General features: G+C 47.6%; 13 protein-coding genes and 1 riboswitch. Of the genes, 12 read left to right on the top strand and 1 reads right to left on the bottom strand.

Annotation, left to right across the window (positions count from 1 at the left end; genetic code table 11):
- Positions 1–30 precede the first annotated feature (30 nt).
- Complete coding sequence (locus R5H20_RS19555; RefSeq protein WP_006639064.1) at positions 31–501, bottom strand: metal-dependent hydrolase; 471 nt, start codon at positions 499–501, stop codon at positions 31–33.
- Positions 502–725: 224 nt separating this feature from the next.
- Between R5H20_RS19555 and sspJ the strand changes: the two genes are divergently transcribed.
- From sspJ to R5H20_RS19495, 12 genes are all read left to right on the top strand, one after another.
- Entirely contained in the window at positions 726–869 is a 144-nt protein-coding gene (sspJ, locus tag R5H20_RS19550; RefSeq protein ID WP_006639063.1) for a small acid-soluble spore protein SspJ, read from the top strand.
- Positions 870–1,044: 175 nt separating this feature from the next.
- A riboswitch (Lysine riboswitch) is annotated at positions 1,045–1,223 on the top strand.
- Between the two features lie 112 nt (positions 1,224–1,335).
- Entirely contained in the window at positions 1,336–2,742 is a 1,407-nt protein-coding gene (locus R5H20_RS19545) for an amino acid permease (protein ID WP_006639062.1), read from the top strand.
- Between the two features lie 149 nt (positions 2,743–2,891).
- The gene (locus tag R5H20_RS19540; RefSeq protein WP_006639061.1) at positions 2,892–3,956 is read left to right on the top strand and encodes a FecCD family ABC transporter permease; all 1,065 of its coding nucleotides are present in this window, start codon (positions 2,892–2,894) and stop codon (positions 3,954–3,956) included.
- On the top strand, positions 3,956–4,975 hold the full coding sequence (locus R5H20_RS19535; RefSeq protein WP_006639060.1) for a FecCD family ABC transporter permease: 1,020 nt from the start codon (positions 3,956–3,958) through the stop codon (positions 4,973–4,975). The genes R5H20_RS19540 and R5H20_RS19535 overlap by 1 nt, the downstream gene beginning before the upstream one ends.
- Before the next feature lie 63 nt (positions 4,976–5,038).
- On the top strand, positions 5,039–5,806 hold the full coding sequence (locus R5H20_RS19530) for an ABC transporter ATP-binding protein (protein WP_051056697.1): 768 nt from the start codon (positions 5,039–5,041) through the stop codon (positions 5,804–5,806).
- 174 nt (positions 5,807–5,980) lie between these two features.
- The gene (locus R5H20_RS19525; protein WP_006639058.1) at positions 5,981–6,706 is read left to right on the top strand and encodes a response regulator transcription factor; all 726 of its coding nucleotides are present in this window, start codon (positions 5,981–5,983) and stop codon (positions 6,704–6,706) included.
- The gene (locus R5H20_RS19520) at positions 6,703–8,448 is read left to right on the top strand and encodes a sensor histidine kinase (RefSeq protein ID WP_006639057.1); all 1,746 of its coding nucleotides are present in this window, start codon (positions 6,703–6,705) and stop codon (positions 8,446–8,448) included. The genes R5H20_RS19525 and R5H20_RS19520 overlap by 4 nt, the downstream gene beginning before the upstream one ends.
- 167 nt (positions 8,449–8,615) lie before the next feature.
- Complete coding sequence (gene uxaC / locus R5H20_RS19515) at positions 8,616–10,037, top strand: glucuronate isomerase (protein WP_006639056.1); 1,422 nt, start codon at positions 8,616–8,618, stop codon at positions 10,035–10,037.
- A 35-nt stretch (positions 10,038–10,072) separates the two neighbouring features.
- A complete protein-coding gene (locus R5H20_RS19510) occupies positions 10,073–11,461 on the top strand; it encodes a glycoside-pentoside-hexuronide (GPH):cation symporter (RefSeq protein ID WP_006639055.1) in 1,389 nt (462 codons plus the stop codon).
- Between the two features lie 79 nt (positions 11,462–11,540).
- Positions 11,541–12,539: a LacI family DNA-binding transcriptional regulator gene (locus tag R5H20_RS19505; protein ID WP_006639054.1), complete on the top strand. Its 999-nt coding sequence runs from the start codon at positions 11,541–11,543 to the stop codon at positions 12,537–12,539.
- A gap of 58 nt (positions 12,540–12,597) precedes the next feature.
- Positions 12,598–14,064, top strand: a complete 1,467-nt coding sequence (locus tag R5H20_RS19500; protein ID WP_006639053.1) for a tagaturonate reductase — start codon at positions 12,598–12,600, stop codon at positions 14,062–14,064.
- Complete coding sequence (locus R5H20_RS19495) at positions 14,064–15,554, top strand: UxaA family hydrolase (protein WP_006639052.1); 1,491 nt, start codon at positions 14,064–14,066, stop codon at positions 15,552–15,554. The genes R5H20_RS19500 and R5H20_RS19495 overlap by 1 nt, the downstream gene beginning before the upstream one ends.
- Positions 15,555–15,562 lie beyond the last annotated feature (8 nt).

The following is a 15,562-nucleotide window of genomic DNA, read 5'->3' as shown; positions in this document are numbered from 1 at the left end:
TTCGGTGGCAAATAAAACTAATTTCGCCGTTCATGCCATTAAGACGGCAATAAAATAACATGAAAGAATGGTGAGGGCAGCCATTACGCCCTGTTCGGCTTTGCCGCCTGTTTTAATGTAAAGCGGCAGGCGGATTCTGATTGATGAAGGAAAGAAAAGCTTGATGCCGTTTGTCGTCCCCGCATCAAGCAGCAGATGGCTGGCCATTCCCGCCATCAGTCCGACCAAAATGCTCTGATTTGCAAAGTATAAATGTGCAGCAAATGCGGTAAGCAGTAAAAAAAGCAGGCTGTGCGTGAATGTCCTGTGGCCGAATATCGAACTGACCAGCGTTGATAAAATCGGAAGCTTTCTGCCTATTTTGCTTTTCGTGTGGCAAATATCGGGTATCAATGCGCCAAGAACGCCTGAAGCGGTCATAAATACGGGATCATATCCATAAAAATAAGCGACAGCCGTACAAGAAGCGACTCCCCCCATAATGTGTGTTTTTCCTGTCATATTCGCTTCTCCTTTAAGACCTAATTCCTAAAGAAAACTATATCAAGAGATCTGAAGGCCTTCAAGACTGATTCTGCCGACTTTCGGGCTTGATTTTTTTTTCGGGAAGAATATGCGAAAACGGAAACATCCCGCAGCTGGATGCAATGGGTAAAGCTTGCAGCATATTTTTTTGATGATAAGACAAATTAAAATTGTACCAAATTTTTAAAGAGGTGATTCATGTGGGTTTTTTCTTCAATAAAGATCGGGGAAAAAATAAAGCCAAAGATCAGAACGCCGTTCAGGGGGCGCTTGAAGATGCAGGGGCGGCATTAAAAGGAGACCCTCTGCAAGAGGCGGTCCGAAAAAACAAAAATAACCGATAATCGCCATAAATGGATGGGGACCTGCGCGCTCCGTCCGCCAAGGCTGCCGAAGCAGGCGGCCTTTTACGTTGATATGCAGGCTTCAACCGTTTTTCCATCAGTTCCCTTTGACAGATCAAAATTTCTCTGGTAACCTTCGGATGTGAATATGTGATAAATCCTCACTCTTAACTCTTAGTGAGGTAGAGGTTGCGCGGATGATAAGTCGCGCATGTGAGGCTGAATTGGAGCCTGTGATCATGCGTAAAAGGCATCAGCGCCGAAGCATAAAGAAGCCATTCATTCTTTATGCTGGGTCTGCATTGAATAAGTGCAGGACTGCCGCGGGGTTCCCTGCGGAGGGCTATCCGGAGATCAAGAGTGTATGTTGTTTTGGCATGGACTTTTGTTCATGCTTTTTTTATTTTGACTGATCTCACGGTCTGGTCCGGCATATTTTTTATAAAATGCTCGGAGGTATTATAAGATGGAACAGACAAAAAAATGGGGCTTCTGGCTTTTAACGGCGTTTGTCGTCGGAAATATGGTCGGCTCCGGAATTTTTATGCTCCCAAGCACGCTCGCCCAGACGGCAAGTCCGCTTGGTGTAACGGTGGCATGGCTTGTGACGGGTGCGGGCGTTTTAATGATCGCTCTCGTATTCGGACATTTATCGATCCGCCGTCCGGATCTGAAAGCGGGCCCGCAAAGCTATGCAAGGGCGCTCTTCTCAGATCCGAAAAAAGGAAACGCGGCTGGCTTTACAATGGTGTGGGGCTACTGGGTGGCAAGCTGGATCAGCAATGTGGCCATCATCACGAGCCTTGCCGGTTATTTGACAACATTCCTGCCGATTTTAACTGATGGACGCAAGATGTTTGAGATTGGCGGGCATGCCGTCACACTCGGACAGCTTTTGACATTTATCGTCTGCACGATTCTGTTGTGGGGCACTCATTTCATTCTCGTCACAAGCTTAAACGGAGCCGGAAAACTCAACTTTTTGGCGACGTTTTCCAAAGTGCTCGGATTTGTTCTGTTTATTGTAGCCGGATTATTCGTTTTTCAGGTGTCTTTATTTGAATCATTTTATTTTCCTGTTGAAGCTGAAGGAAAAAGCGTGGGGCTTGGCGGTCAGGTCTATAATGCGGCGATTTCAACGCTGTGGGCGTTCGTCGGCATCGAGTCAGCCGTTATCTTATCAGGGCGCGCTTCTTCGCAGCGGGATGTCAAACGGGCTACGATTACGGGACTGCTGATCGCGCTTGGCATTTATATGATTATTACACTCATTACGATGGGCATTATCCCGCATGACCAGCTGAAGGCTTCAGATAAGCCGTTTGTTGATGTGCTGCACGCGATTATCGGCGGCTTGGGGAGCGTTGTGATGGCCATTCTGGCGATCGTTTCCCTGTTCGGCTCCATGCTCGGCTGGATTTTGATCGGGTCAGAAGTTCCATACCAAGCCGCTAAGGCTGGCGATTTTCCTGCTTTTTTTGCGAAGACGAACAAAAAAGGAAGTCCTGTCAATTCGTTGATCGTCACGAATGTCATGTCTCAGATTTTTATATTCTCGACGATTTCCGGAACGATCAGCCAGGCCTTTACGTTCTTGACGACATCGGCGACGCTGGCTTATCTTGTCCCATATTTGATTGCAGCACTATTCAGCCTGAAGCTCATCCTAAAAGGGGAAACTTATGATGAGCTGAAAGGATCGAGACTGGGCGACGGCATCATTGCACTGGCAGCTCTTGCTTATTCTTTATGGGTGATCGTCTCCGGAACGTCTGATTTACTTACCTTTATATTGGGAATCGGATTGTTCTTTGTCGGACTTGTCATCTACCCGTTTGCGGCCAAAAGGTTTGGCAAGAATCGGCAGTCATGAGCCATGGGCCCGCGGTCTTCTTTCGAAGATCAGCGGGCTTTTTTTCATTTGATAAATTTTTTCTTAAAAATTCGGCCTGAGACTGATATACTATAAAATGAAAATGATAATCGTTATCGATTGTAGATATAGGAAAGGAATGGCATCGATTGGGGTCATACAGAAATATTCATCAGATCACCAGCGGGGACGAGCCGGAGCATGAAGAACGGCTGGTAAGCCGTCCCCTTGGAGCCGTATTTGTCCTTCTGGGCGGACTTGTCATCCTGTTGTTCGGCGGGGCATTATCGATAGCCCTCGGTGCGGCTGATATCAAGCTTGGCACTGTATGGGACGCGCTTTTTCACTTTGATTCAAAAAATACGGCCCATCAAATTATTTTGGAGCTCAGGCTGCCGAGGACGGTCAGTGCAATGCTTGTCGGCGCTTGTCTGGCCGTTTCCGGCGCGATCATGCAGGGCATGACGAGAAATCCGCTCGCTTCGCCGGACATTATGAGCGTGACAGACGGCTCGGCATTTGCGATAGCCGTCGCTTTTGCCTGTTTTCCCGGCATCTCTGCCCTCGGGCTGATGGCCTGGTCATTTGCCGGGGCGGGTTTGGGAGCAGCGATTGTTTTTGCGGTCGGAATGTTTTCAAAAGGCGGCCTTACTCCTGTAAAGCTGGCCTTGGCGGGAACGGCGGTCGGAACGTTTCTCAGGGCGCTGTCATCAGGCATTGCGATACATTTTGATGTAGCCCGCGATGTGAGCTTTTGGTATGCCGGCGGTATCGCAGGCATGAAATGGTCGAGCGTAGAGCTTTTGGTTCCCGCAGCGGCACTCGGATTGATGCTTGTCTTTTTGATCGCCCGTTCGATAACCGTTTTAAGCTTGGGAGAGGAATTGGCAAAAGGGCTTGGCCAATCGACAAACACGGTCAAAACGATCGGGGTCGTTTCCGTCGTTTTGCTTACGGGTGCCGCAGTGTCTGTGGCAGGCTCGATTGGTTTCATCGGTTTGATCATCCCGCATATTACCCGGTTTTTGGCCGGCATGGATTATCGCTGGATCATTCCGTGTTCAGCGGTGTTGGGGGCTGTGCTTCTCCTTTATGCCGACATAGCGGCAAGGATGATCAACCCTCCTTTTGAAACACCGGTTGGAGCGGTGACGGCGCTTGTCGGCGTCCCATTCTTTCTCTATTTGGCCCGGCGTGAAGGGAGGGGGCTGTAATGGAGACCATCAAAAACAAAAACAGCCGCGCGGCAGTGATCATGCTGGTTATGGCCGCGCTGATCACCGGCGTGTTTTTACTCAGCCTGAATAGGGGAGAGATTCGGATTGCTCCGCTTGACACGCTGAAAACGTTGTTTGGAGCCGGCACGCCGCAAGACGAGCTAGTGTTATTTGAGTTTCGCCTGCCGCGCATGATTCTTGCAATGATCATCGGCGCCGGGATTGCCGCAGCGGGGGCCGTCTGGCAGGGGATTTCCCAAAACGACCTGGCTGATCCGGGGATTTTGGGAATCAATGCCGGAGCGGGTTTTGCCGTGGTTCTGTTCATCTTCTTTTTACAGGGGTCAATCGACCGCCTCGAAGCAAGCATGATGTTTTCCCTGCCGATTTTTGCATTTATAGGAGCTTGCATTTCGGTCATTTTGATTTATTTGCTCGCATGGAAAAAGGGGCTTAATCCTGTCCGCCTAGTTTTGGTCGGCATCGGAGTCAACGCCGCATTTGGCGCGGCCATTCTCATGCTGCAGCTGAAAATGGATCCAAACGATTTTATGCAGGCGACCGTATGGCTTTCGGGAAACATATGGAACGCCAACTGGAGCTTTGTTTGGGCAACCCTTCCATGGATTGCCGTATTGCTTCCTTTTATCCTATATAAAGCGCGCTATTTAAATGTACTTAATCTTGGCGATCAGATTGCTGCCGGCCTTGGAACGGCCGTTGAAAAAGAACGGCGCACACTGCTGTTGGCCGCGGCAGCTCTCAGCGGCGCCTGCGTGGCGGCGGGGGGCAATATCACCTTTCTCGGTCTGGTTGCTCCCCATATCGCAAGAAGGCTTGTCGGGCCGAAACATCAGCTTTTGATACCGGCGTCTGCGTTGACGGGGGCTTTGCTCTTTTTGCTGGCCGATTTGATCGGCAGAAATCTCCTCGCGCCATCGGAGATTCCCGTCGGACTAGTCATTTCCGTTTTAGGCGCGCCGTACTTTATATATTTACTGATGAAAACAAATTAAAGAAGGGAAGATTGCAAAGTGTCTCTTTCTACAAATGAGCTGGGGATTGGCTATGGCGAGCAGATGATTGTCGAAAATCTAAATCTTACAATTCCAAAGGGAAAAGTCACGACGATGATCGGGCCAAATGGCTGCGGAAAATCAACGATTTTGAAGACCATGGCCCGAATCCACCGGTCCAAAACAGGCGCCGTCTATTTGAACGGAAAGGCAATCCATCAAATGCCGACGAAAGAGATCGCCAAACAAATGGCGATTCTTCCGCAAACGCCTGAAGCTCCCGGCGGCCTTACCGTATATGAACTTGTGGCATACGGCCGCTTTCCCCACCAAAAAGGTATGGGCAGACTGACAAAAGAAGACCGCCGCATCATTGAATGGTCGCTTGAGGTTACAGGAATGCTGCCGTTTCATGAGCGGCCGATTGAAGCCCTTTCCGGGGGCCAGCGCCAGCGCGTCTGGATCGCCATGGCCCTCGCCCAAGAGACGGAGCTGCTCTTGCTTGACGAACCGACGACCTATTTGGATTTGGCCCATCAGCTTGAAATCCTCAAGCTTTTGGAAAAGCTGAACCAGGAACAGGAACGGACGATCTTGATGGTCATCCATGATCTGAATCATGCGGCCCGATTCGCCCATCACATGGTAGCGTTAAACAGCGGCAAGATTATTAAAGAGGGAACGCCGGAGGAAGTCATGACGCCGGAAGTATTAAAGCAAGTGTTTCAAATCGACGCCCAGATCGTTGCAGATCCGCGCACAGGCAAACCTGTATGCCTGACCTATGATCTTTTTGAGAAAGAAGAGGCAAAAAAGCTGGCAACCGGATAAAACAGACACGAAAATGTGTCTGTTTTTTTGTCCCGGTATTTCCGTTTTTGAAAGAAGATTTCTGAAAAAGTTTATTTTTACTTTAAAATCTGAAAAATACGGCCGATATAGATAGGATAGATGGTAAGATGAGGATATAAAAAACATGCAAGAGACAGAAAGGAAAGAAGGAAATTGGAGAATGCAACGATTTTGATTGTGGATGATGAGGATGCCATTGTTCAGATGGTCAAGCGCGTCCTCACGAAAGAAGGCTTTACCGAAGTCTTGACCGCGAACAGCGCCGAAGAGGCCCTTGACCTCGTCAAAAAAGAAACCGTACATTTGATTCTTCTTGATGTCATGATGCCTGGGCAGACCGGATTTGAAGTGTCTCCCGAGCTTCGGCGCCATACCAATGCCCCGATCTTTTTTCTGACCGCGAAAACATCTGATCTTGATAAGCTGTCAGGATTTGCATACGGCGCGGATGACTATATTACAAAACCTTTCAATCCGCTGGAATTAATCGCCAGAATAAAAGCTCATTTAAAAAGAACATACATACAAAAGGAAGTTGCTGCATCTGTCGCATCTTCATACGAATATGAACGATTCACGTTTCACCCCGACTTCGCCGAGCTGATCGTCGATGGCGAGGCTGTCAGCTGCTCCGCCCAGCTGCTTCAGCTTCTTCAATACTTTTGCGATCATCCGAACAGGGTGCTGTCAAAGGATCAGATTTATGAAAAGGTGTGGGGGGTCCCGTCATACGGCGACAGCAACACCGTGATGGTACATATCCGAAAGCTGAGAGAAAAAATTGAAGCAGATCCGAGCAATCCCGAATACATTGTCACGATTCGCGGATTAGGCTATAAATTCATCCCTAACAAAGCAAGAAAAGAGAGTGAAGGATGAAGCTCAGGGGAAAATTAGTTCTGCATTTTACGAGTCAAATTTTTTTAATTTTACTGCTTGTCGGCGCCATCCTGTTTTTATCCTTTATTTTCTTCGGGCTGCAATTGAGTGAAAGTGAAACAGATGCCGGTCTGGCAAAAGCGACATCAGACACATTTGAAACATGGATCACCGTTGATGACGACAACAATTGGGAGATTGATGATCTCTTAAAATATGCCGTTGATAAGCAGGGGGGCTGGCTTCAAATATTAAACGGGAAAGAGGAAACCGTTTATTCGTATCATCTTCCGCCGGAGATCCAAAAAAAGTATCATAGAGAAGATCTCGTATCGGCAATTTCTGCAAAAAAGATTAAAAAATATCAAGTCAACTTTTGGTCTGCCAATTTAAATGACAAAGATTATGTCATTCTCTTCGGCTGGGAGTCCAAAAGCGATACGATCCTGTCGTATCTGGAGAAAGAAGAAAAAGATCCGGCTTCCCTGTCTTCCTACAAGAAAAGCACGCTTGATTTCATTAAGAAAAATAATGGGTCCGTTTACCTGTTTAATGAAAAAGGAACACTTTTGCAATCGGTTTACGAAGATATCGACTACAGCGAGGGCATCAATGAATTAGAGCTTTTGAAGTATACCTCGAAACCGTGGAACTATGAGCACGAATTTTCATACAGGCGCTTAAGCGCTACAGAGTGGCTGATTGCGGCCACACCGAATCCGATATATAATCCGGACCATGAGTTTAACCGGTCGATGGTCAGCCTTGCGATCAAAATCATTGTTCTGATGATCGGCATCCTGCTCTTTTTAATCACCATCATGACCCTTTGGTATTCCTTCCGGTTCGGCATGCCGATCATCCATACGATTAAATGGATCGTCAATCTCTCAAAAGGGCGCTTTGAAGAGCCGAAAAACCGAAAAGGCCTGCCGAGGAGCCGGAATAAAAAAGGAAAAAGGAAGCAGCCTTACCGGCTGTTTACCGAAATTTTCGAATCGATGGAGCAGCTGATGGAAACATTGAAGAAAGACGAACAGAACCGGAAAAAAATCCAAACGACGAGAGAGGAATGGATCGCAGGACTTTCCCATGACTTGAAAACGCCGCTCAGCACGATCTATGGGTACAGCATGATGCTCGAATCTCCGAATTATGAGTGGTCAAAGGAAGAAATCTGCGAAATCGGCCAGGCGATGAAAGAAAAGTCGGATTACATGTCCCAGCTGATTGAGGATTTGAATTTAACGTACAGACTCAAAAACGACGCCCTCCCGATCAAGCGGGAAACGGTCAGACTTGTTCCGTTTTTAAAAAGCTTTGTGGAAGAGTTCAGGCGCTACCCGTTTTCAGAAGGTTATCATGTATCTTTTGAATATCAATCTGAAGACACGGCATTTTCGATTGACAGAGGCTGGTTTAGAAGGATATTGGAAAACCTTCTTGCCAATGCGGTCAAGCATAATAAAAAGGGCACTGACATCAAAATCATTCTTGAAGAAACAAAACAAACCATCATTCTTAAAATTGAAGATAACGGCAAAGGAATGGATGCTGAAACTGTCTCTAATTTATTTAACCGTTATTACAGGGGAACGCACACGAAGGATTCGACAGAAGGAAGCGGGCTCGGCCTCGCCATTTCGCTTGAGCTTGTCCATCTTCATGACGGATGCATTGAAGTGGACAGCCGGACGGGGATCGGCACGGAGATCACAATGGAATTTAAGAAAAAACAATAAAAGGACGAAGCTGTCCGGTTTTAACCGGACGGTTTTTTTAATATTTTGCGAACATAATGGAAAAATAGGTTCCGCTGGTATAAAATAAGATTAAATGTTAACGTTCACATTTTTGCCTGAGCCATTTTGTTAACGTTAACAAAAATATTTAAGGAAGGTGAAAAGCAGTGAAAACGTTTCTGGATGACCAATTTCTTTTATCAAATGATACGGCGGCAAAGCTGTATCATGAGTACGCAAAAGGCATGCCGATCATCGACTACCACTGTCACTTAAGTCCGAGAGAGATCTATGAAAACAAAACCTTCAAAAATATCACCGAAGTCTGGCTGTACGGCGACCATTACAAATGGAGGGCGATGCGGGCGAACGGCATAGCAGAGGAATTCATTACAGGGGACGCGTCAGATGAGGAAAAATTCAGCGCCTGGGCCAAGACGGTGCCGATGACGATTGGAAACCCGCTTTATCATTGGACACATCTGGAGCTGCGGCGGTTTTTCGGCATTTATGAGCTGCTTGATGAAAACAGCGCACCCGAGATTTGGCGCAATGTGAATGAGCAATTAAACGGGAAGGGCTTTGGAGCAAGAGACCTGATCGAAAAATCCAATGTTGAAACCGTCGTGACGACTGATGATCCGACAGACAGTTTGGAATACCATTTGAAGCTGAAGGAAGACGATTACAATGTAAGCGTTTTACCTGGATTCAGGCCTGATAAAGCACTGGAAATCAACCAGGAAGGGTTTTCCGGCTGGGTGAAAAAGCTTGAAGATGCCAGCGGTCTTGCGATCAGCGATTATGACGATTTTTTGGAAGCGCTTAAAAACAGGATCGGCTTTTTTCATGAAGCAGGCGGCCGGATATCGGACCACGCCATTAACGAGATGATGTATGTGGATGCAGATTTAAAAGACGTTCAGCCGATTTTTGCCAAGGCGATGAACGGTGAAAGGGTCACGGTTGAAGAGGAGTGCAAATTCAAATCGTACACCCTCCATTTTCTCGGCGAATGTTATGCGGAAAAAGGCTGGGCGATGCAGCTGCATATCAATGCTTTGCGGAACAACAGCAGCAAAATGTATGCGAAGCTCGGCCCTGATACAGGATATGACGCCATCAACGATCAGGACATCGCAAAGCCTTTGTGCCGTTTTCTTGATTCTCTCGATCGAAAAGGCGCGCTGCCGAAGATGATTCTTTATTCGTTAAATCCGCGCGACTATGTCGTGCTTTCAAGCCTCTCTGGAAGCTTTCAGGATGGAAGGACGCCCGGGAAAATCCAGCATGGGACGGCATGGTGGTTCAATGACACGAAGGACGGCATGCTTGAACAAATGAAAACGCTCGCGAATATAGGGCTTTTAAGCCGTTTTATCGGCATGCTGACGGATTCGCGAAGCTTTCTTTCCTACACAAGACATGAATATTTCAGACGTCTGCTCTGCGATGTAATCGGCAGCTGGGCGGAAAATGGCGAAGCGCCGAATGATATCGAACTGCTTGGACAAATTGTCAAAGGAATCAGCTATGAAAACGCAAAGCACTATTTTCAGTTTGAGGTGAAAGATCGTTTGAAAGCCTGAATCAAGCAAAATGATTGCAGAGGAGCTGCGTTCCCATGGAAATATCGACGGACAGACAGACCGAAACGGTAGTCACCACCGAAGAAAAATTGAGCGTAAAAGAAAAGATTTCTTATGGTTTTGGGGATTTTGGAAATGGATTCATGTTTGACCTCGGGCAGCTTTATCTATTGAAATTTTTTACGGATGTTGCCGGCATTCCGGCGGCCGCGGCCGGAGGGATCTTTCTTGTGAGCAAGCTTTTTGCCGCTGTCGTCGATCCGATTGTCGGGACATCGATCGATTACAGGAAGCGCATCGGACCGAAAGGGAAATTCAGGCCGTATTTATTGTACGGGAGCATCGTGCTCGCCATATTGACGGTTCTGACATTTATCTCGCCAAACCTTTCGCCGACAGGCAAATTAATATATGCGTATGCGTCATACATGATCTGGGGCCTCGGCTATTCATTCGTCAACATTCCTTACGGATCGCTGGGTGCGGCCATGACGCAAAATTCGGTGGAGCGGACATCGCTTGCTTCCTTCCGCCAGGCCGGTTCTCTCGGCGCGCTATTCATCACAAGCATTGTTGTGATTCCAATGATTGTAAGATTTGACAATCCTGTGGTCGCGTATCCGGTTGTCATGGGGCTGATGTCGATGCTGGGCGTGCTGTTTTTCTACATCTGCTACCGGAACTGCAAGGAACGGATTATCGTCAAGGATCAAAAATATAAAGAGGAAAAAGTGACGTTCAAGGCCATTTCAAGAACGTTTTTTACAAATAAACCGCTGCTGACGCTTATATTGATGACGGTTTTCACAATTTCCGCGTACAATCTTAAATCTGCGATGCTGGTTTATTTCGCCGAGTATAACCTCGGAAATGCCGAGCTGATGGCATCAATGAACTTCATTATCATCGGTTCTTCCTTTGTGGGGGTCCTTATGCTGCCGAAGCTTGTCAAAATGTTCGGCAAAAAGAAAACCGCGATTCTCGGTCTTGCGGTTTCCGTAGCAGCCGACATCATCAACTTTACCATGCCGAGCAATGTCTTTTTATTTACGATTCTCGCAAGCATCGCATTTATCGGAATCAGCATCCCGAACGGGGTCACTTGGGCATTTGTATCGGATGCGATCGATTATGGCGAATGGAGCACAGGGGAGCGGAAAGAAGGCACTGTTTATTCATTGTTCAATTTCTCAAGAAAGCTTGCCCAGTCGCTTTCAGGTTTTTTGTCGGGGATCGGGCTCAGCATCGTCGGCTATGTCCCGAATGTTGCCCAAAAAGCCGGTACGCTTCTCGGCATTAAAGCGATTCTGCTTTTGTATCCGGCGGTGGCCTTGTCTCTCGCCATGCTTGTTCTCGGCTATTTATACCGCCTGACAGACGAGAAGCATGCCGAAATGGTAGCCGACTTAAACTCGAGATCATAAGGGTAATTCTCTCTGATAAGCGCTCATAATATGATAAACTGATGGTATCAACAGCAGGGAAAAAGGCAGGTTAAAATAAATGTCAGTAACGATTAAAGATATTGCCAGGCTGGCGAATGTATCGCACACCACAGTATCCAGAGCGCTTAATAACAGTCCGCTGATTAAAGAAAAAACGAAAAAGAAAATACTCGACATCGCAGCCGAAATGAATTATAAACCGAATTTTAACGCGAAAAGCCTTGTGACGCAAAAAACGTTTACGATCGGCCTGTTTTTAACAAGTCTGACGGACGGAACATCTTCTAGCTTTTTTGCCGATGTTCTGCGCGGCGTCAACAATGTGATAGATGAGCACTATAATATGTTCGTCAGGGGGATTGATGCTTATCATGATTTGTCATCCATCCACCGCAACCGCTATGACGGGATCATCTTAATCAGCCAAAGCGAACGGGATCAGGCGTTTATTGATCATGTGACAGATCAGAATATCCCGATTGTTGTTCTGAACAGAAAAATTGAGGGGCAGCCCGTGATCAATATTTTGGCCAATGAGAATGAGGGGGCATATCTCGCAGCTTGCCATTTTATCGAAAACGGCCATAAGCGCATTGCGATGGTTCAGGGAAAAGAGGGTTTTAAATCCTCGCAGGAAAGACTTGAAGGCTTTCTCCATGCGCTTCGTACGCACGATCTGCCGATTCAAAACGAATATCTCGTCCGTGGGGACTATACGATGAAAAGCGGCTATAGCGCGGTTGAAACGCTCCTGACACTGGAGAATCCTCCGACAGCCTTGTTTTGTGCAAACGATGATATGGCGATCGGAGCCATGAACGCGCTTTATGCAAACGGAAAGCGGTGTCCCGACGATATGTCGATCATCGGCTTTGATGATATCGGTTTTTCCGCATTTACGACGCCATCTTTGACAACCGTCAAAAAACCGACCGAAAAAATCAGCATGCTGGGCGCGGAAAGCCTGTTGTCGCTCATCGAACATCCGGAGACGAAAGGCAGACAGTCGCTGATCAGCACGGAATTGATCATCCGGAATTCCGTCCGGAGATTATAGCATCATATTGATGCGCATAAAAATGTGAACGTGTGCAATTAAAAGAGGAGGGATGAAAGTGGAACGGCTATCCAAAAAAATAAAGCCCAAGCCGTCATACCCCGAACGGATTTTGCAGATCGGGGAAGGGAATTTTTTGAGAGGGTTCATAGACTGGCAGATTCATAAATTAAATGAAGAGACTGATTTTAAAGGCAGCGCCGTCGTCGTTTCCCCGCGCCGCGGTTCGGTGGTGCAGGCCATTAATGAACAGGACGGTCTTTATACGCTTTACCTTGAAGGCTTCCAAGAGGGAAGGGAGATCCGCGACTCGGTTGTCATCAGGTCGATCAGCAGAGGCATCAGCAGCTATGATCAATATGATGAATTTATGGCTGTCGCCGATCAGCCGGAACTGAGATTCATCTTTTCGAATACGACAGAAGCCGGGATCGTGTTCATGGAGGAAGACCGGCTCAGCGACAGGCCGCAGGAAAGCTTTCCGGGAAAGCTGACAGCCCTGTTATACAGGAGGTATCAAACCTTTCACGGAAGCGAAGAGAAGGGCTTTGTGATTCTGCCCTGCGAGCTGATTGAGGACAACGGCGAAAAGCTCAAGGACATCGTTTTGCAGTATGCGGATTTGTGGAAGCTTGAGAAAGGGTTCATCGATTGGCTCGAACATGCAAATGTGTTTTGCAATACACTGGTTGACAGAATTGTGCCGGGCTTTCCGAAAGATAAAGCCCTCGAGCTGGAGAAGGCTGCCGGATACCGCGATTCCTTGATCGTGACCGCAGAGCCGTACCACTTGTTTGTCATCGACGGCCCGGATTGGCTTCAAGAAGAGCTGCCATTTCAAAAGGCGGGGTTGAATGTACTGTTTGTCAATGATGTGACACCGTACAGGGAGAGGAAGGTAAGGATTTTAAACGGCGCACATACGGCGATGACGCCTGTCGCTTATTTGGCGGGGCATGATACGGTACAAGAAGCTGCCGCAGATGAGCTTGTCGGACAATTTGTCAAAGATCTGCTCAAGCATGAGGTGATCCCGACGATTGAACTGCCTGAGAACCAATTGCAGACCTATATGGAAGAGATTCTTGACCGGTTCAGAAACCCGTTTATCCGTCATCAATTGCTCGATATATCCTTGAATTCGTTTTCGAAATTCAAAATTAGAAACTTGCCGGTCATGAGGGAACACATCAACAAAAACGGCAAGCTTCCTGAAAGAACTGTCTTTGCGTTAAGCGCGCTCATCTATTTTTATAAAGGCAAGCGCGGACATTCGCCTATTCCTTTAGCCGATGATGCCGACACGCTGTCATTTCTGAAAAGGCTGTGGGAAGATGAAACAGACCCCGCTGAAATCGCGCGCCGTGTACTTGAATCTGAAACATTGTGGGGCGAGAACCTGAATGAATGGCCGGACTTAGCGGCAAAACTGGCGGGGCATTTGGACGGCATCATGCAAAACGGCATGAAGGAAGCGCTGAAAAAACTGATCAACAGCCAAATGGCTGAGCTGGGGGATAGATAATGAAAGATTGCCTGATCATCAATCCTGCAGATAACGTCGGAATCGCTTTAAGAGATTTGCAGCCGGGCGAAACGATCGCCGCGGGAGAACAGACGATTCAAATGAAAGGCCCGATTATGAAAGGACACAAATTTGCTTTGACAGACATTGCTGAAAATGAAAACGTCATCAAATACGGTTTTCCGATCGGGCATGCCATAGAACCGATTCAAAAGGGAGAATGGGTGCATACAAACAATACGAAAACAAATCTGGGCGGAGTCCAGGAATACAGCTATCATCCTAGATTTACAGAAAATCCGCATCAGAAAGAACCGCTCACCTTTAAAGGATTTAAACGAAAAGACGGGAAGACGGGCATTAGAAACGAGCTTTGGATTGTACCGACGGTCGGCTGCGTAAATGGAGTCGCCGAGCTTATAATCAAACAATTTAAGGCTGACATCGGCGATATCTCGCCGTTTGATAGCGTGCACGTTTTAAAACATCAGTACGGATGTTCGCAGCTTGGTGACGACCATATCAATACGAGAACGATACTTGCCAATGCCGTGAAACATCCAAATGCGGGCGGCGTTCTCGTGCTCGGCCTCGGCTGTGAAAACAACAGCATTCACGAATTTCGCGAGGCGCTCGGGGACTATGATGAAGAGCGGGTGAAATTTCTCCTTTCCCAGGAGGTTACAGACGAAGTCGCTGAAGGGGTCAAATTACTGAAAGACATTTATAAACATGCAAAATATGACAAGCGTGTCGATGTACCGATTTCAGAGTTGAAGATCGGGCTGAAATGCGGCGGTTCTGACGGTTTTTCCGGGATCACCGCAAATCCGCTGCTCGGGCGGCTGTCCGATTTTCTGATCGCCCAAGGCGGTACGGCGGTCCTGACGGAGGTCCCGGAAATGTTCGGGGCGGAGACGCTCTTGATGGAGCGGGCGGAAAACGAAGAAGTTTTCCATAAAATCGTCCGCCTGATCAATGAATTCAAACAATATTTCATTGACCACCGGCAGCCGGTCTATGAAAACCCTTCCCCGGGAAACAAAGCGGGCGGGATCACAACGTTGGAGGATAAATCTCTCGGCTGTACGCAAAAAGCCGGAACATCCAAGGTAACCGATGTGCTTGATTATGGAGAAGTTTTGAGAAAAAGAGGGCTGAACCTGCTGAGCGCCCCGGGAAACGATCTTGTCGCTTCATCGGCGCTTGCAGCTTCCGGCTGCCAAATCGTTCTGTTTACGACAGGCCGGGGGACGCCTTTTGGCACCTTTGTACCGACGATGAAAATCTCGACAAATACGTCTATTTATGACACAAAGCGCCATTGGATCGATTTTAACGCGGGCCGGGTGCTGGAAGATCTTTCTGAAGAGGAGATGCTGAAGGAATTGATTGCCTTTTTGCTTGAAGTGGCAAGCGGAAGACAGCTCAACAATGAAAAGAACGATTTCAGAGAGCTGGCGATCTTTAAAACAGGCGTTACACTGTAAGGGGGATG

Source organism: Bacillus sp. KICET-3 (assembly GCF_033261025.1).
Lineage (GTDB): Bacteria > Bacillota > Bacilli > Bacillales > Bacillaceae > Bacillus > Bacillus sonorensis.
The sequence above is the reverse complement of the archived record's forward strand: the minus strand, read 5'-3'. Positions and strand labels throughout refer to the sequence as shown.